This is a genomic window from Enterobacter cloacae complex sp. 2021EL-01169, assembly GCF_020733125.1.
Classification (GTDB): Bacteria; Pseudomonadota; Gammaproteobacteria; order Enterobacterales; family Enterobacteriaceae; genus Enterobacter; species Enterobacter roggenkampii.
This window is the reverse complement of sequence record NZ_JAJFTC010000008.1, coordinates 90,955-106,957: the sequence shown is the minus strand read 5'-3', so window position 1 is coordinate 106,957 and position 16,003 is coordinate 90,955. Positions and strand designations below refer to the sequence as shown.

Annotated in this window: 15 protein-coding genes and 1 pseudogene; 5 read left to right on the top strand and 11 right to left on the bottom strand. The window is 56.1% G+C overall.

What is annotated here, in order from left to right; translation table 11 throughout:
* Positions 1 to 22: 22 nt before the first annotated feature.
* Both secA and mutT read left to right on the top strand, forming a co-directional pair.
* Positions 23 to 2,728 carry a preprotein translocase subunit SecA gene (secA, locus tag LLF79_RS18520; protein WP_008501975.1) on the top strand — a complete coding sequence of 902 codons (2,706 nt, stop codon included), beginning with the start codon at positions 23 to 25 and terminating at the stop codon, positions 2,726 to 2,728.
* Positions 2,729 to 2,785: 57 nt separating this feature from the next.
* Positions 2,786 to 3,187 carry an 8-oxo-dGTP diphosphatase MutT gene (gene mutT, locus LLF79_RS18515; protein WP_008501974.1) on the top strand — a complete coding sequence of 134 codons (402 nt, stop codon included), beginning with the start codon at positions 2,786 to 2,788 and terminating at the stop codon, positions 3,185 to 3,187.
* Between the two features lie 25 nt (positions 3,188 to 3,212).
* On the opposite strand, the gene yacG is transcribed toward mutT, so the two are convergent.
* From yacG to coaE, 3 genes are read right to left on the bottom strand one after another with little or no spacing between them, the layout of a single operon-like run.
* Positions 3,213 to 3,407 carry a DNA gyrase inhibitor YacG gene (gene yacG / locus LLF79_RS18510; RefSeq protein WP_045415391.1) on the bottom strand — a complete coding sequence of 65 codons (195 nt, stop codon included), beginning with the start codon at positions 3,405 to 3,407 and terminating at the stop codon, positions 3,213 to 3,215.
* 9 nt (positions 3,408 to 3,416) lie between these two features.
* Positions 3,417 to 4,160, bottom strand: coding sequence for a cell division protein ZapD (gene zapD, locus LLF79_RS18505; RefSeq protein WP_008501972.1), 744 nt, complete (start codon positions 4,158 to 4,160; stop codon positions 3,417 to 3,419).
* A complete protein-coding gene (gene coaE, locus LLF79_RS18500; protein WP_227880128.1) occupies positions 4,160 to 4,780 on the bottom strand; it encodes a dephospho-CoA kinase in 621 nt (206 codons plus the stop codon). Before coaE ends, zapD begins: the two co-directional genes overlap by 1 nt.
* A 228-nt stretch (positions 4,781 to 5,008) precedes the next feature.
* On the opposite strand from coaE, the pseudogene LLF79_RS18495 reads away from it, so the two are divergent.
* Positions 5,009 to 6,051, top strand: a pseudogene (locus LLF79_RS18495) (GMP reductase).
* Between the two features lie 41 nt (positions 6,052 to 6,092).
* Here LLF79_RS18495 and hofC read toward each other — a convergent pair.
* The 4 genes from hofC to nadC all read right to left on the bottom strand — a co-directional run bounded on the left by hofC (position 6,093) and on the right by nadC (position 10,165).
* Positions 6,093 to 7,277 (bottom strand): protein transport protein HofC, encoded by a 1,185-nt coding sequence (gene hofC / locus LLF79_RS18490; protein WP_045415388.1) that lies wholly within the window; start codon positions 7,275 to 7,277, stop codon positions 6,093 to 6,095.
* A complete protein-coding gene (gene gspE, locus LLF79_RS18485; protein ID WP_025912176.1) occupies positions 7,267 to 8,649 on the bottom strand; it encodes a type II secretion system protein GspE in 1,383 nt (460 codons plus the stop codon). The genes hofC and gspE overlap by 11 nt, the downstream gene beginning before the upstream one ends.
* A 10-nt stretch (positions 8,650 to 8,659) precedes the next feature.
* Positions 8,660 to 9,097: a prepilin peptidase-dependent pilin gene (gene ppdD / locus LLF79_RS18480; RefSeq protein WP_023293279.1), complete on the bottom strand. Its 438-nt coding sequence runs from the start codon at positions 9,095 to 9,097 to the stop codon at positions 8,660 to 8,662.
* A gap of 174 nt (positions 9,098 to 9,271) precedes the next feature.
* Positions 9,272 to 10,165 (bottom strand): carboxylating nicotinate-nucleotide diphosphorylase, encoded by an 894-nt coding sequence (gene nadC, locus LLF79_RS18475; protein ID WP_021240514.1) that lies wholly within the window; start codon positions 10,163 to 10,165, stop codon positions 9,272 to 9,274.
* 87 nt (positions 10,166 to 10,252) lie between these two features.
* Between nadC and ampD the strand changes: the two genes are divergently transcribed.
* Complete coding sequence (gene ampD / locus LLF79_RS18470; RefSeq protein WP_008501965.1) at positions 10,253 to 10,804, top strand: 1,6-anhydro-N-acetylmuramyl-L-alanine amidase AmpD; 552 nt, start codon at positions 10,253 to 10,255, stop codon at positions 10,802 to 10,804.
* Between the two features lie 9 nt (positions 10,805 to 10,813).
* Positions 10,814 to 11,668, top strand: a complete 855-nt coding sequence (gene ampE, locus LLF79_RS18465) for a beta-lactamase regulator AmpE (protein ID WP_008501964.1) — start codon at positions 10,814 to 10,816, stop codon at positions 11,666 to 11,668.
* An 18-nt stretch (positions 11,669 to 11,686) separates the two neighbouring features.
* Here ampE and LLF79_RS18460 read toward each other — a convergent pair whose 3' ends face one another.
* From LLF79_RS18460 to LLF79_RS18445, 4 genes are all read right to left on the bottom strand, one after another.
* Entirely contained in the window at positions 11,687 to 12,637 is a 951-nt protein-coding gene (locus LLF79_RS18460; RefSeq protein WP_227880126.1) for a family 43 glycosylhydrolase, read from the bottom strand.
* Positions 12,638 to 12,647: 10 nt separating this feature from the next.
* Positions 12,648 to 14,045, bottom strand: coding sequence for a glycoside-pentoside-hexuronide (GPH):cation symporter (locus LLF79_RS18455; protein WP_227880124.1), 1,398 nt, complete (start codon positions 14,043 to 14,045; stop codon positions 12,648 to 12,650).
* 164 nt (positions 14,046 to 14,209) lie between these two features.
* On the bottom strand, positions 14,210 to 15,580 hold the full coding sequence (gene aroP, locus LLF79_RS18450; RefSeq protein WP_227880122.1) for an aromatic amino acid transporter AroP: 1,371 nt from the start codon (positions 15,578 to 15,580) through the stop codon (positions 14,210 to 14,212).
* Between the two features lie 46 nt (positions 15,581 to 15,626).
* On the bottom strand, positions 15,627 to 15,854 hold the full coding sequence (locus LLF79_RS18445) for a hypothetical protein (RefSeq protein ID WP_021240510.1): 228 nt from the start codon (positions 15,852 to 15,854) through the stop codon (positions 15,627 to 15,629).
* Positions 15,855 to 16,003 lie beyond the last annotated feature (149 nt).

Sequence of the window (16,003 nt, the reverse complement as noted above, 5' to 3'; positions counted from 1 at the left end):
ATGGGGCGTTTGAGAATTTATTATGCTAATCAAATTATTAACTAAAGTTTTTGGTAGTCGTAACGATCGTACCCTGCGCCGTATGCGCAAAGCTGTTGCCGTCATCAACGGTATGGAACCGGCGATGGAGAAGCTCTCTGATGATGAGCTGAAAGCGAAAACGGCGGAATTCCGTGCGCGTCTGGAAAAAGGTGAAACCTTAGAAAGCCTGATCCCGGAAGCATTTGCTGTCGTGCGTGAAGCAAGTAAGCGCGTGTTCGGCATGCGTCACTTCGACGTTCAGCTGCTGGGCGGGATGGTGCTTAACGAACGCTGCATCGCGGAAATGCGTACCGGTGAAGGTAAAACCCTGACCGCAACGCTGCCGGCTTACCTGAATGCGTTGACCGGTAAAGGCGTTCACGTCGTTACCGTCAACGACTATCTGGCGCAGCGTGACGCCGAAAACAACCGTCCACTGTTCGAATTCCTCGGCATGACCGTCGGCATCAACATGTCTGGCCTGCCTGCACCAGCCAAGCGTGAAGCGTATAACGCAGACATTACCTACGGTACCAACAACGAATACGGCTTCGACTACCTGCGTGACAACATGGCGTTCAGCCCTGAAGAGCGCGTCCAGCGTAAGCTGCACTACGCGCTGGTGGATGAGGTGGACTCCATCCTGATCGATGAAGCGCGTACTCCGCTTATCATCTCCGGCCCGGCTGAAGACAGCTCCGAGATGTACCGTAAGGTCGACAAAATCATTCCACACCTGCTGCGCCAGGAGAAAGAAGACTCGGATACCTTCCAGGGTGAAGGTCACTTCTCCGTGGATGAAAAAGCGCGCCAGGTGAACCTGACCGAGCGTGGTCTGGTGAAAATCGAAGAGCTGCTGGTGGCTGAAGGCATTATGGAAGAGGGCGAGTCTCTGTACTCCCCAAGCAACATCATGCTGATGCACCATGTGACCGCCGCGCTGCGTGCCCACGCGCTGTTCACCCGCGACGTCGACTACATCGTAAAAGACGGCGAAGTGATCATTGTCGATGAGCACACCGGTCGTACCATGCAGGGACGTCGCTGGTCTGACGGTCTGCACCAGGCTGTAGAAGCCAAAGAAGGCGTGGATATTCAAAACGAAAACCAGACGCTGGCGTCTATCACCTTCCAGAACTACTTCCGTCTGTACGAGAAGCTGGCGGGCATGACCGGTACAGCCGATACCGAAGCGTTTGAATTCAGCTCTATCTACAAGCTGGATACCGTGGTCGTTCCAACCAACCGTCCGATGATCCGTAAGGATATGCCGGACCTGGTGTACATGACCGAAGCGGAGAAAATTCAGGCGATCATCGAAGATATCCGCGAGCGTACCGCGAAGGGCCAGCCGGTACTGGTGGGGACCATCTCCATCGAGAAGTCCGAAGTGGTGTCTAACGAGCTGACGAAAGCAGGCATCAAGCACAACGTTCTGAACGCCAAGTTCCACGCTAAAGAAGCAGATATCGTTGCGCAGGCAGGTTATCCGGCAGCGGTAACCATCGCCACCAACATGGCGGGTCGTGGTACCGATATTATGCTGGGCGGTAGCTGGCAGGCCGAGGTGGCTGAGCTGGAAAACCCAACGCCTGAACAGATTGCTCAGATTAAGGCCGACTGGCAGGTGCGTCACGACGCGGTGCTGGCATCCGGCGGTCTGCACATTATCGGTACCGAGCGTCACGAATCGCGTCGTATCGATAACCAGCTGCGTGGTCGTGCGGGTCGTCAGGGTGATGCCGGTTCTTCCCGCTTCTATCTGTCGATGGAAGATGCGCTGATGCGTATTTTCGCCTCCGACCGCGTGTCCGGCATGATGCGTAAGCTGGGCATGAAGCCGGGTGAAGCCATTGAGCACCCGTGGGTTACCAAAGCGATCGCGAACGCACAGCGTAAAGTGGAAAGCCGCAACTTCGATATTCGTAAGCAGCTGCTGGAATACGATGACGTGGCTAACGACCAGCGTCGTGCGATCTACACCCAGCGTAACGAACTGCTGGACGTGTCCGACGTGAGCGAAACCATCAACAGCATTCGTGAAGATGTGTTTAAAGCCACGATTGATGCGCACATTCCGCCGCAGTCTCTGGAAGAGATGTGGGACATCGAAGGCCTGCAGGAACGCCTGAAAAACGACTTCGACCTCGACCTGCCAATCAAAGAGTGGCTGGATAAAGAGCCTGAGCTGCACGAAGAGACCCTGCGCGAGCGTATCTACGAAACCGCGCTGGACGTCTACAAGCGTAAGGAAGAGGTCGTTGGCGCTGAGATGATGCGTCACTTCGAAAAAGGCGTGATGCTGCAGACGCTGGACTCCCTGTGGAAAGAGCACCTGGCGGCGATGGACTACCTGCGTCAGGGTATCCACCTGCGTGGCTATGCGCAGAAAGATCCGAAGCAGGAATACAAGCGTGAGTCCTTCTCCATGTTTGCCTCTATGCTTGAGTCGCTGAAGTATGAAGTCATCAGCACCCTGAGCAAGGTTCAGGTGCGTATGCCGGAAGAGGTGGAAGCGATGGAACAGCAGCGTCGTGAAGAAGCCGAGCGTCTGGCGCAAATGCAACAGCTGAGCCATCAGACCGACGACAGCGAAGCCGCAGCGGCGATCGCCGCGCAAACCGGCGATCGTAAAGTGGGTCGTAACGATCCATGCCCGTGCGGTTCTGGTAAAAAGTACAAGGCGTGCCACGGCCGTCTGAGCTAAGTTCATAAAAAAACAAAAAGGCGCAGATTTCTGCGCCTTTTTTATGGAAGTGACAATATGAAAATACTGCAAATTGCCGTCGGGATTATTCGCAACCCGCAAAATCAAATCTTCATCACCCAGCGCGCTGCCGACGCCCATATGGCGAACAAGTGGGAGTTTCCAGGCGGTAAAATCGAGTCAGGTGAAACGCCGGAAGCGGCGCTGGTTCGCGAGCTTCAGGAGGAGGTGGGGATCACCCCGCTTGGCGCAACGCTGTTTGATAAGCTTGAATACCAGTTTCCGGACAGACACATCACGCTGTGGTTCTGGCTGGTGGAAAACTGGGAAGGTGAACCCTGGGGGAAAGAGGGGCAGCCGGGTAACTGGGTGGAGCTTCAGGCAAGTGATGCCGAAAAATTCCCGCCAGCTAATGAGCCTGTGATCCTGCGGTTAGTCGAACAACCGAAGGCCTGCTAAGCGACGCGCCAGCAGGCTTTACGGATTACTGCTGGCTTTCACTCCAGTCATCGCTGTCCGAAAAATCGCCTTTACTCGGAATGCGTTTCTCTTCCGCCGCCCATTCGCCCAGGTCAATAAGCTGGCAGCGTTTGCAGCAGAATGGGCGGAATGGACTCACTTCGCCCCAGACAACGGTTTTACCACAGGTCGGGCAGTTTACGGTGGTGACATCAGACATCGGCACTCCTTAACAACAGGCCAGTTCAAAATCGAGGCGTTCCGGCACGGTGCCATTTTCGCTGTCCAGCGGCATAAAGCGAATCGCAAAGCGGCTCTTATGCCCGGAAATTTGCGGATAAAGCTGTTCGCCAAGCGATAAATTCAGGCGCAGAAGATCGGCATCATCACCGTTGTCCTGGTAGAAACCGTTCAGGCTGGTTTGCTTGCGGAACGGCGCTGAGTTACGGATCAGATCGAGGATCAGCGACAGCGTCTGGTGCATCGGCTCCAGGCTTGCCAGCCAGCTGTTCACCTGCGCGTCACGCTGCGCTTGTGGCATATGGAGCCACATATGCAGCGTCGGCAGGTCGAAGCTGCAGCAACCGCCAGGGATGCTCAGGCGCTGGCGCACCAGGCCAATCAGGCGGTCCTCACGCAAAAACTGCCCGACGCGCGGTGCGGCCATCAGGATGCTGCTGCTGGTTTTAAGCTGCTGACGAAGGGAATCGATACGGCTTACGTCCACCCCCGGAACCTCAGCCCATGCCTGCAATTTACGCTGCTGGCGCTCCAGCTCTTTAAGCAATTCTGTGCGGACATCGCCGCGTTCAATCACATCCAGCAGATCGCCTACATTGCGGAAGAAGTGCAACGCCGTAGCATGATCGTTAACCGGCAGATGTTGTGAAAGCTGCTGAATGAGGAATTCGATGCGCAGCCAGGTACGCATTTTTTCGTTGAGCGGATGCTCAAAAAGGATGTGAGTCGACATTATGGTTTTTCCTGTGCAACGGCCTGCCCGGCTAACGTCAGATACTGCGCGTGCAGACGGGCAACATCCGATGCAATAGCATCTGGTGCGCCGTTATTATCAATAACATCATCCGCCACGGCAAGGCGCTGAGCGCGCGTGGCCTGAGCGGCGAGAATATGTTCAGCATGCTCGCGCGAGACGTGGTCTCGCATCATGGTTCTCTGGATTTGCGTCTCGGGTGCGACATCAATCACCAGTACCCGATCGGCTTTCTGATGCAGCTGATTTTCCACCAGCAGCGGAACCACCCACAAGACATAGGGCGAGCGGGCTTCGGCTATCTGACGCTGTGTTTCCTGGTGGATAATGGGATGGAGCAGGGCATTAAGCCAGGCTTTTTCCGCTGAATCGGAAAAAATGCATTCGCGAAGCTGACGGCGATTTAGCGTGCCATCGGCATTGATGATTGCCTGGCCAAACTGTTCTGCGATGGCCTTAAGCGCGGGTGTATTGGGCTCTACCACCTGGCGGGCAATAATATCGGCATCGATAATCGTGATACCCAAACGAGAAAACGCGTCTGCAACGGTACTTTTGCCACTACCGATGCCACCGGTTAATGCAACGATATACCCCATTAAATCAAATCCTGGGAATTATTCATTATTAAAATCAGTTGATTAAAACTCTCAGGTGCGCCAGCAACTGTTTAGCCCTGTTTACCGGCTTTTTACCAGGTAAATTTATAGGATTGTAGCGTAAAAAAAGAGAATTTCGCAGTCTTGCGGAGCAGGTATTAGTGCGTATGATAGCGTCACTGGAGTTGTGCTTTTAACATATTTGCCTCTAACCCCAGGAATCCGCACATGCGTATCGAAGAAGATCTGAAGTTAGGTTTCAAAGACGTTCTTATCCGCCCTAAACGCTCTACACTGAATGTCGCTCAGACGTTGAACTCGAACGTCAATTCACCTTTAAGCATTCCGGTCAGACCTGGTCTGGCGTGCCGATCATCGCTGCCAACATGGATACTGTGGGAACCTTTGAGATGGCAACCGCGCTGGCACAGTTCGGCATCCTCACCGCCGTGCACAAACATTACAGCCCTGAAGAGTGGGATGCGTTTGTGGCGTCCGCCTCTGCTGATGTGGTGAAGCACGTGATGGTCTCCACCGGTACCTCCGATGCGGATTTCGAGAAGACCAAACAGATTCTGAAGGCTAACCCGGCGCTGAACTTCGTTTGTATTGATGTGGCGAACGGTTACTCCGAGCACTTCGTACAGTTCGTCAGCAAGGCGCGTGAGGCCTGGCCGACGAAAACCATCATCGCGGGCAACGTGGTGACCGGTGAAATGTGTGAAGAGCTGATCCTCTCCGGTGCCGATATCGTGAAAGTGGGCATCGGTCCGGGCTCCGTATGCACCACGCGCGTCAAAACCGGCGTCGGTTATCCGCAGCTCTCTGCCGTCATTGAATGTGCCGATGCGGCGCACGGGCTGGGCGGCCAGATCATCAGCGACGGTGGTTGCACCATGCCGGGTGATGTTGCAAAGGCCTTCGGCGGCGGCGCGGACTTCGTGATGCTCGGCGGCATGCTGGCAGGTCACGAAGAGAGCGGCGGTACCGTAGTAGAAGAGAACGGCGAGAAATTTATGCTGTTCTACGGTATGAGCTCTGAGTCTGCGATGACCCGCCACGTCGGCGGCGTGGCAAAATACCGTGCGGCAGAAGGTAAAACCGTCAAGCTGCCTCTGCGCGGCCCGGTTGAAAACACCGCACGCGATATCCTCGGCGGCCTGCGCTCTGCCTGCACCTACGTTGGCGCCTCCCGCCTGAAAGAGCTGACAAAGCGTACGACGTTTATTCGCGTTCAGGAACAAGAAAACCGCGTATTCAACAGCCTGTAATGGCTATCGCTGGCGCATGCCCGTGCGCCAGCCCTGTTGTACTATCCCGCGCTCATCGCATCTCCCAGGTGGAATATCGGCAGGTACATTGCCACCACCAGCGTACCGATAATGACCCCCGTCACTATCAGAAGCACTGGCTCCAGAAGCGCCGCCAGATTCTCTGCACGTTGAAAGGTCTGTTCCGTATGATGGCGGGCAAGGTTTGCCAGCATGATATCCAGCGCACCTGACATTTCACCGGTTCGTAAAAGCTGAACACAGAGCGGGGTAAAGATTGCCGCTCTTTGAAAGGATGACCAGACGGGAAGGCCTTTTTCAATGTCCTCCCGCACGCCGCGCAGTATTCCCTGCCAGTACTGACTTTCAACGGTCTCCTCGGCACTCTCCAGGCCCTGTAAAAAGGGGATACCCGCCTGTTGCGTGAGTGACAGCACGGTAAAGACGTGTCCCAGCTTTTGACCTTTTGCCAGTGCGCCCATCACGGGCGTATGCAGCAGGATGCACTGCCAGCGAGGATTCTGCCGCAGAGCCCAGGCGACGGCTAAGGGGGCTAATAGCAGGACGAACAACGCAAGGGCATATGACTGCATAAAGGCGGCCATCCCCATAACCATCTGTGTCAGCACGGGAAGCGGGGTATTAAACGTTTTGTAGATCGCGGCAAATTCGGGCAGGACCAGAGTGACCATCGCCAGCACGACGAGCACAGCCAGCGTCAGGACGATCGCCGGGTAGCGCAGCGCCTTTTTCACTTTTGCACTGAGCTGCTGCTGCGCTTTTTGTTGCTGCGCGAGCTGACGACAGCACACCTCCAGCTTCCCCGTCAGCTCTCCGGTTTTCACCATCGAGACATGCAGCGGGCTAAAAACAGCTGGCCACTTTTTTAGCGACTCAGAAAACGGGCATCCTTCACTGAGCTCATCGGCAATGCTTTGCAGCAGCGCCTGCCACGGTTTTAACGGATGTTGCTCTGCCAGCATTTGCAGGCTGTGGGACAGCGTCAGCCCAGCCTGCAGCAGCGAGGCGAGCTGATGAAACATCTCGTCGCAGTGGTGTGGCCGCCAGCGCTGTCGCTGCGCGCATCGGGTCAGCGTCAGAGGATGGAGGTCGTTACGCATCAGCCGGGTGAAGGCCGCATTGCGGTCTGTGGCCCAGAGTGTCCCGCTTCGGGGTTCTCCATCTTTGGTGAGCGCACGCCAGCGCCAGAGCTGATTAGCCGCCATTGGGCATTCCCAGGACGCGCAGCAACTCTTCAATCGTGGTTAGCCCTTGTTCGACGGCCCTGCAGCCGTGTTCAAAAAGAGAAACCATCCCCGCCTGCCGGGCGCTCGCCTCTATGACGTCAGTTCCCGCCCCGCTGGCAATGGCCTGCCGCAGGGCATTGTCGATGGCGAGTACTTCAAAAATGGCCACGCGGCCATAAAAGCCGTGATAACAGCGATCGCAGCCGGTGGGCTGCCAGCGTGGAAGCGGCCTGGGCCATACTGAGCGAGGTAGTTGAGCCTGATCGCGGGTTTCCCGGCGACAATGTGGGCACAAACGCCGGACCAGTCGCTGGGCAATCACCATCGTCAGCGCGGAAGAAATCATCCAGCGCGCGACGCCCATCTGCTCCAGGCGAATCAGCGTTTCCGTCGTCGAGTTGGTGTGCAGGGTCGACAGCACCAGATGCCCGGTCTGGGCAGCATTAATGGCAATCCCGGCCGTTTCTCCGTCACGGATTTCGCCGACCATAATGATGTCGGGATCCTGACGTAGCAGTGCGCGCAGCACGTTCTGGAAGGTTAAACCCGCCCGGGGATTAATCTGCGTCTGGTTTAATCCGGCAAGGGGGATCTCAATAGGATCTTCCACGCTGCAGATGTTGACGTCAGGGGTGTTACGCGACTGCAAAGCGCTGTACAGCGTCACGGTTTTGCCGCTGCCGGTAGGGCCGGTGACCAGAATCAGCCCCTGCGGCTGGTGGAGAACCGCATTAAAACAGGCCAACTGTTCAGCATTCATGCCAAGCGCTTTCGGCTCAAGGGCCTGCGGAACCTGATGCAGGAGGCGCAGCACAATTTTTTCGCCGCCGCTGCAGGGAAGCGTCGCGATCCGAAACGAGACCGGCTCATTGGCCAGTTCAATCGTAAACTGGCCGTCCTGAGGCAGCCGGCGTTCTGCAATATCCAGGTTACCCAGCACTTTTAAACGTGCGCTTAACAGGTTAGCCAGTTCAGCGGCAAGCGGAGGCTGCGGACAAAGTACGCCGTCGATACGTAAACGAATCTGGCACGCGTGCTCCATCGGTTCGATATGAATATCAGAGGCGCGCTGGTTGATTGCCTGCTGCAGCGTGTGGTTAAGGACATCTACCGTAGAGTGTGTTTGCGAAACGCCGGGCAGATGCGATTGAGACGTCAGCTGCCGGTGTTTTTCCATGCGCTCCGCGCTCCAGCACTCAATATCAATCCGTTTCTGGGTCGCGAAACGCAGCGCCTCCATGAGTTCGGCCGCGGGCTTTCCCACGACGGCAATGTTGATCCTCTCACTGTCGCTGGATAACAGCAGTGCGTGATGGCGAAGACAAAGCGCCACGAGTTGATCGGTATTCATTCTCCGCTCCTCAGTTATTGCTGAAGCGGAAAACGTCTTCGCAGGCCTGCTTCAGAGCGCTATCAGCACTGATGTTGCAGACGCGCGTCCAGCCCGTCATACCGTTACCATCGCTCCACTGCGGCGTCATGACCACTTCCAGCCCGTTAAGACTTTCCTGTCCTGTTAAGGTCACGATCCCTTTCGCTACGCTCATTCCGGAAACGTAGCGTGTCGTGGTGGGGGAAGGGATGCCGTTGCTGTTGGCATCGCAGCTCTCCACACCACCGTGATCCAGCGCGCAAAGTTCAATGGCGGTGCGGTAGGGAACGAAGGTTTGCAGCATATCGGTCAGCGCCGCTTTGCGCAGGTAGTTCTGATAGGCAGGTATGCCGATGGCGCTCAGAATCGCAATAATGCCGATGACCACCATCAGCTCAATAAGAGTGAATCCGTGTTGTCTGTTCATATCTGCTCCTTACGTTAAGTGGCGCTACTCTGTCAGCGCAAAAGGGCAGAAACGAGGGGCAAAAAAGGGAACGGGAAAGCGCGTTCAGAGAATTAATGCGGTGTTGCAGGAAAGAACAGCGGATTTGCGAGCGGGGCTGAAATTCCCCTCTCCAGGCGGAGAGGGGAGGAATCACTATTTAAAACGCATCGAGAGGTCGAGGGCGCGAACGTGCTTGGTCAGCGCGCCGACGGAGATGTAATCCACGCCGGTTTCGGCGAATTCACGGATCGTTTCGAAGGTGACGTTTCCGGAGACTTCGAGCTGGGCCCGGCCATTGGTCAGTTTTACCGCCTCACGCATCTGCTCGGTTTCGAAGTTATCGAGCATGATGATATCGGCCCCGGCCTTAATCGCCTGCTCCAGCTCGTCCAGGTTTTCTACTTCTACTTCAACCGGCACATCCGGATGCAGCCAGAAGGCCTTCTCCACCGCCTGACGTACGGAACCCGATGCAATAATGTGGTTCTCTTTAATCAGGAAAGCGTCGGACAGGCCCAGACGATGGTTTGCGCCGCCGCCGCAGAGCACCGCGTACTTCAGCGCCGTGCGCAGGCCAGGCAGCGTTTTGCGGGTATCCAGCAGCTGGGTTCGGGTGCCGGCCAGCAGGTCAACGTAACGACGCACTTCGCTGGCGACGCCAGAGAGCGTTTGTACAAAATTGAGCGCGGTACGTTCGCCGGTCAGCAAGACGCGGGAAGGGCCGTCCAGCTCGAACAGCGGCTGATTTGGCGTGACGCTATCGCCGTCCTCCACGTGCCATGTGACCTGCACATCATCGCCCGCCAGCTGGGTAAAGACCTCTTCAACCCAGCGCTTACCGCAAAACACACCCTCTTCACGGGTGATAATGACCGCGTGGGAGCGCGTCTCTTTCGGCAACAATTGTGCGGTAATATCTTTATCGGCATTGACGTCACCGCCCAGATCTTCTTTCAAAGCATGGGCAACGCTTGCCGGAATATCCATATTAATACGTTCCAGAAGCGCTTCACGTCGGTGGTCGGGGTTGTAGCGGCGAGGCGGCATGATAAAACTCCAAATTGGTAACGAATCAAAATATTGAAACATGCTACTCTGAACCGAGTAACAGCACCATACATAAGGAGTTCCAGCATGTTGTTAGAAAACGGATGGCTGGTGGATGCGCGGCATGTGCCTTCGCCGCACCACGACTGCCGCCCGGAGGATGAAAAGCCCACACTGCTGGTGGTTCATAATATTAGTCTCCCGCCGGGGGAATTCGGCGGCCCGTGGATCGATGCGTTATTCACGGGAACGATAGATCCCGATGCCCATCCTTTCTTTGCTGAGATTGCGCATCTGCGCGTGTCGGCTCATTGCCTGATTCGTCGCGATGGTGAAGTGGTTCAGTATGTTCCCTTTGATAAGCGCGCCTGGCATGCCGGGGTGTCGATGTATCACGGGCGCGAACGGTGCAACGATTTTTCTATCGGGATCGAACTGGAAGGCACGGATACCACGCCCTACACCGATTCACAGTATCAACAGCTAGCGGCTGTGACCCGCACGCTTATCGGACTTTACCCGGCCATCGCCGACAATATTACCGGGCACAGCGATATCGCTCCGGCGAGAAAAACCGATCCCGGCCCGGCATTTGACTGGCCGCGGTTCCGCGCCATGCTCACCGCGTCGTCAGAATAAGGAGATACCATGACGTTGTTTACCATGCTGCTGGTTATCATCGCTGAACGCCTGTTCAAGCTCGGTGAGCACTGGCATCTGGATCACCGGCTGGAGGTGTTATTCCGCCGTATCAAGCACTTTTCCATGCTGCGCACGCTGCTGATGATGGCGGGCGTGATGGTGATTACGTTCCTGCTGCTGCGCGCGCTGTATGGACTCTTTTTCAACGTGCCGCTGCTAGTGGTGTGGATCCTGCTCGGCGTGCTCTGCATTGGAGCGGGCAAGGTGCGTTTGCACTATCACGCGTACCTTAAAGCTGCCTCCCGTGACGATGCCCATGCGCGCAATGCCATGGCGAGCGAGCTGACGATGATCCACGGCGTGCCGCCGGACTGCGACGAGCGCGAGTTCCTGCGCGAACTGCAGAACGCGCTGCTGTGGATTAACTTCCGTTACTACCTGGCGCCGCTGTTCTGGTTTGTGGTGGGCGGTCCATGGGGACCGGTCTTGCTGATGGGGTATGCGTTCCTGCGCGCCTGGCAGACCTGGCTTGCTCGCTATCTGACGCCGCACGAGCGTTTGCTGTCCGGCATTGATGCCATCCTGCACGTGGTTGACTGGCTTCCGGTGCGTCTGGTGGGCGTGGTGTACGCGTTAATTGGCCACGGTGAAAAAGCGCTGCCCGCGTGGTTCGCCTCGCTTGCCGATCGCCATACGTCGCAGTATCAGGTGTTAACGCGTCTGGCGCAGTTCTCGCTGGCGCGCGAGCCGCATACCGACAAGATTGAAACGCCGAAAGCCGCTGTCTCCATGGCGAAGAAAACGTCGTTTGTGGTCGTGGTTATCGTGGCGCTGCTGACGATCTACGGCACGCTGGTGTAAGCCAGCGCGCCGTAACGATTAAAGCGTGTCCGCAGGCGGGATGCCGAAATCAGGCATCCCGTTTTCGTCCCAGCGGACAAGCTTCAGGCGAGTATGACGGTTCGGATCGTAAAGCGGATCGCCTTCAATTTCGGTGTAATTTCTTGCGTGGTATACCAATACATCTTCCCCTTCCGGCGTTTGCGTAAAGCTGTTGTGGCCTGGCCCGTACTGGCGGTTCTCGTAGCTGGTGACGAAAACCGGGCGAGGGGATTTGTGCCAGTTTGCCGGGTTTTGCGGATCGGCGTTCAGGTCTATCCACAGTAATCCCATGCAGTAGTTCTCATCGGTGGCGCTGGCGGAGTAGCTGATAAACAGCTTATCGCCGTGAACCAGCACCGCCGGACCTTCGTTGACCCAGAAACCACGGCATTCCCAGTCGTATTCTGGCTTGCTGAGCATCACCGGCTCACCTTTCAGCGTCCACGGGTTCTCCATTTCGCACAGATAGAGGTTAGAGTTACCGGAAATATCCGGGGCTTTTTGCGCCCACAGGTACCAGCGTTTGCCCTGATGAACAAAGGTGGTGGCGTCCAGGGCGAAGGTGTCGAACGGGGTGTTGATTTGCCCTTTCTCGATCCAGGTACCGCTGAGCGGATCGCGGTCCGCACACTCAATCGCAAACATGCGGTGCTGGAACATCCCGAGCGCGTCGAGCGCCTGGGTGTGCGTGGCGGCAAAATAGATGTACCACTTTCCGTCAATGTGGTGCAGTTCTGGCGCCCAGATTAGCTGGCTCATCGGGCCGGTCTCGGATTTGCGCCAGACCACCACTTCTTCGGCATGACGTAAGCCTTCCAGCGAGTCTGCGCGGCGGATCGCCAGCCTGTCGTACTGCGGCACGGAGGCAATAAAATAGTACTGTCCCTCATGGCGTAAAATGTACGGGTCGGCGCGTTGTTCGATAAACGGGTTTGGCCAGTTATGCATGCGGCTTTCCTTATTTAGTCTCAGCGGCTTTGAGTTCCTGATAGTCATTCAGCTCGCGGTAATTGTTGCGGCGTTTTTCCAGATCGGACTGGATCTGCTTCATGGTCTCACGGTCCACTTTCAGCAGACGTACCACCCCAGCGGTAATTAAGTATCCAATGCCCGGAATGACGGTAAAGAGCAGTACGATCCCGTTAATGGCGTCCGCGCTTTGCGCTTTTGCGCCCGCGTCATAACCGTACCAGGAGAGCAGGAAGCCGACCATCGCACCGGCAATCGCCAGGCCCAGCTTCAGGAAGAAGATGTTACCCGAGAAGCTGATCCCGGTGATGCGTTTTCCGGTTTTCCACTCGCCGTAGTCGTCCACGTCGGCCATCAGCGACCAGTGCAGCGGAGACGGGATCTGGTGCAGGATGTTCAGCAGGACGTAGAGCACCACGATGGTGACGGTCGCTTTCGGGTCGAAGAAATAAAAGGCGCAGGAGAAAATCGCCAGCACGATGTTGGTCCAGAAGAAGACCTTCAGCTTGCACCAGCGGTCGGTCAGCACTTTTGCCAGCACGCTGCCGAGCATCATGCCGACAACGCCCAGGCTGATAAACAGCGTGGCGAAGTGGGTGCTCTGGCCCATCACCCAGGTGACGTAATACATGGTGGCCGCCATGCGGATAAAGCCCGGGCAGACGTTGCAGAGCGTCAGGAGCAGAATGCGCACCCACTGGTCGTTCTTCCACACGTCTTTCAGGTCGTTTTTCAACTGGTCATTGGTCTGGACTGCCGGGCGCACGCGCTCGCGCACGGTGGCGAAGCAGAACAGGAACATGCAGGTGCCAATCAGCGCCAGCACGGTCATGGCCATCTGGTAGCCTTTGGCTTTGTTGTCCCCGCCAAACCAGTCGGCCATCGGCAGCAGCGTTAATGAGAGCAGCAGCGTGGCGATGCCGACCAGCACGAAGCGATACGACTGGCAGGCCACACGTTCTTTTGGATCGTTAGTGATCACCCCGCCCAGCGAGCAGTAGGGGATGTTGATGGCGGTGTAGGTGAGTGACAGCAGGAAGTAGGTGACAAAGGCATAGATAACTTTGCTGTTATAGCTCCACTCTGGCGTGGTGAACATCAGGATGCTGAACAGCGCGTACGGGAAAGCGATCCACAGCAGCCATGGACGAAAGCGGCCATATTTGCTGCGGGTGCGGTCGGCAATCGCACCCATGATCGGGTCCGTTACGGCGTCAATCACGCGGACAGACAGCAGCAGCACGCCGACCAGCGCAGGAGCCAGACCAAAAATATCCGTATAAAAATAGTTAACAAACAGCATGATAGCGCCGAAGATGATGTTACATCCGGCGTCGCCCATCCCATAGCCGATCTTTTCTTTTACTGACAGCTTTGCGTTATCCATAGACTGCTCTCCGGGTTACGGTATGGAGAGAATTATTTGCTGGCGAAGGGATATATGCGTTGCAGTATCAGGGCGGTGATATGGATAAATGCGCTGTGGGCGTGAAAGTGTGAGGGAGGTAACAACGCGCGGCACCCGCAAAAGCAGGCACCGCGGTGGGAGGCTTAGTGCGCCTTCATGGCATTACGGCTTTTCTGACTGAAGAGATAGCCAACGCCGAGTAATGCAATCCAGACCGGAATCAGGTAGACGGAAATCGCCATACCTGGGGTGATCAGCATGATCACCAGCACGGCCGCCATGAACAGCAGGCAGATCCAGTTACCCAGCGGATAGAGCAGGGCAGGGAAGCGCGTGGTGACGCCCTGCTGCTGCTTCGCGCGGCGGAACTTCATGTGCGCCAGGCTGATCATCGCCCAGTTGATGACCAGCGCAGAGACCACCAGCGCCATCAGCAGGCCAAACGCCGATTCCGGTGCCATGTAGTTAATGAGCACGCAAAGGGCGGTCACGATGGCGGAAACAATGATGGTATTCACTGGCACGCCGCGTTTATCAACGTTAAGCAGCATCTTCGGCGCGTTACCCTGCTGGGCCAGGCCGAACAGCATGCGGCTGTTGCAGTATACGCAGCTGTTGTAAACGGAGAGCGCTGCGGTCAGCACCACGATGTTCAGCGCGTTGGCGACAAAGGTGTCGCCCAGCTCGTGGAAGATCAGCACAAACGGGCTGGTGTCAGCAGTCACGCGCGTCCACGGCAGCAGGGAGAGCAGCACCGCCAGTGAGCCCACATAGAAGATCAGGATGCGGTAGATAACCTGATTGGTGGCTTTCGGGATGCTCTGCTCCGGGTTGTCGGCTTCAGCAGCGGTGATGCCCACCAGCTCCAGGCCGCCGAAGGAGAACATTATGATCGCCATCATCATCACCAGGCCGGTCATGCCGTGAGGCAGGAAGCCACCCTGTTCCCAGAGGTTGCGCACCGTGGCCTGCGGGCCGCCGTTGCCGCTGAACAGCAGCCAGCCGCCGAAGATAATCATCGCCACCACGGCAATGACCTTGATGATGGCAAACCAGAACTCCATCTCCCCGAACACTTTAACGTTGGTCAGGTTAATGGCGTTGATAATGACGAAGAAGGCTGCAGCAGAAGCCCAGGTTGGGATTTCGGGATACCAGAACTGAATGTATTTCCCGACGGCGGTCAGTTCGGCCATGGCAACCAGAACGTACAGCACCCAGTAGTTCCAGCCCGAGGCGAAACCGGCAAAGCTGCCCCAGTACTTATAGGCAAAGTGGCTGAAGGAGCCTGCGACCGGCTCTTCCACGACCATTTCGCCCAGCTGGCGCATGATCAGAAAAGCAATGAAACCCGCAATCGCGTAACCCAAAATAATGCCCGGACCGGCAGACTGGATAACGGATGCGCTGCCCAGAAACAGGCCGGTACCAATCGCACCGCCCAGTGCGATGAGCTGAATATGGCGGTTTTTAAGCCCGCGCTTTAGCTGATCGCCGTGCTGTTGAGCTTCCATTTGAAACCTCGTGTGTGGTTGTTATGTTCACGCTGAGCGTGTGTAATTATGAAAATCCATATTCTGTATTTATTTCTTTACGGTTAACGAGACCGAAAAAAGCGGAGATGACTTCCGTAAGCGCCAGAATAGTGGTAAGTGCCTGCGAATGCACCTGCTTTATGAAGGGGTGATGACGACTTGAATAAAAAGAAAGCATTTGTAAATCGGCCCGCTCGTTGTTCCTCACCCAACCTATAGAATAGAAATGCGCCTTAAGTGGGCGAATTTTCATTATTTGCCTTGTTGAATCGCTTCAGATTGCAAAAACCCTCGTTTCATTATGGTTAAAACTCCCTCTTTGTGGGTAATCAACTCATTTGTGCAAAGTTACATTTCTGAAACGTTATTTCTGTAAGGTTGTTAAAATGTGCAGGGTTTACT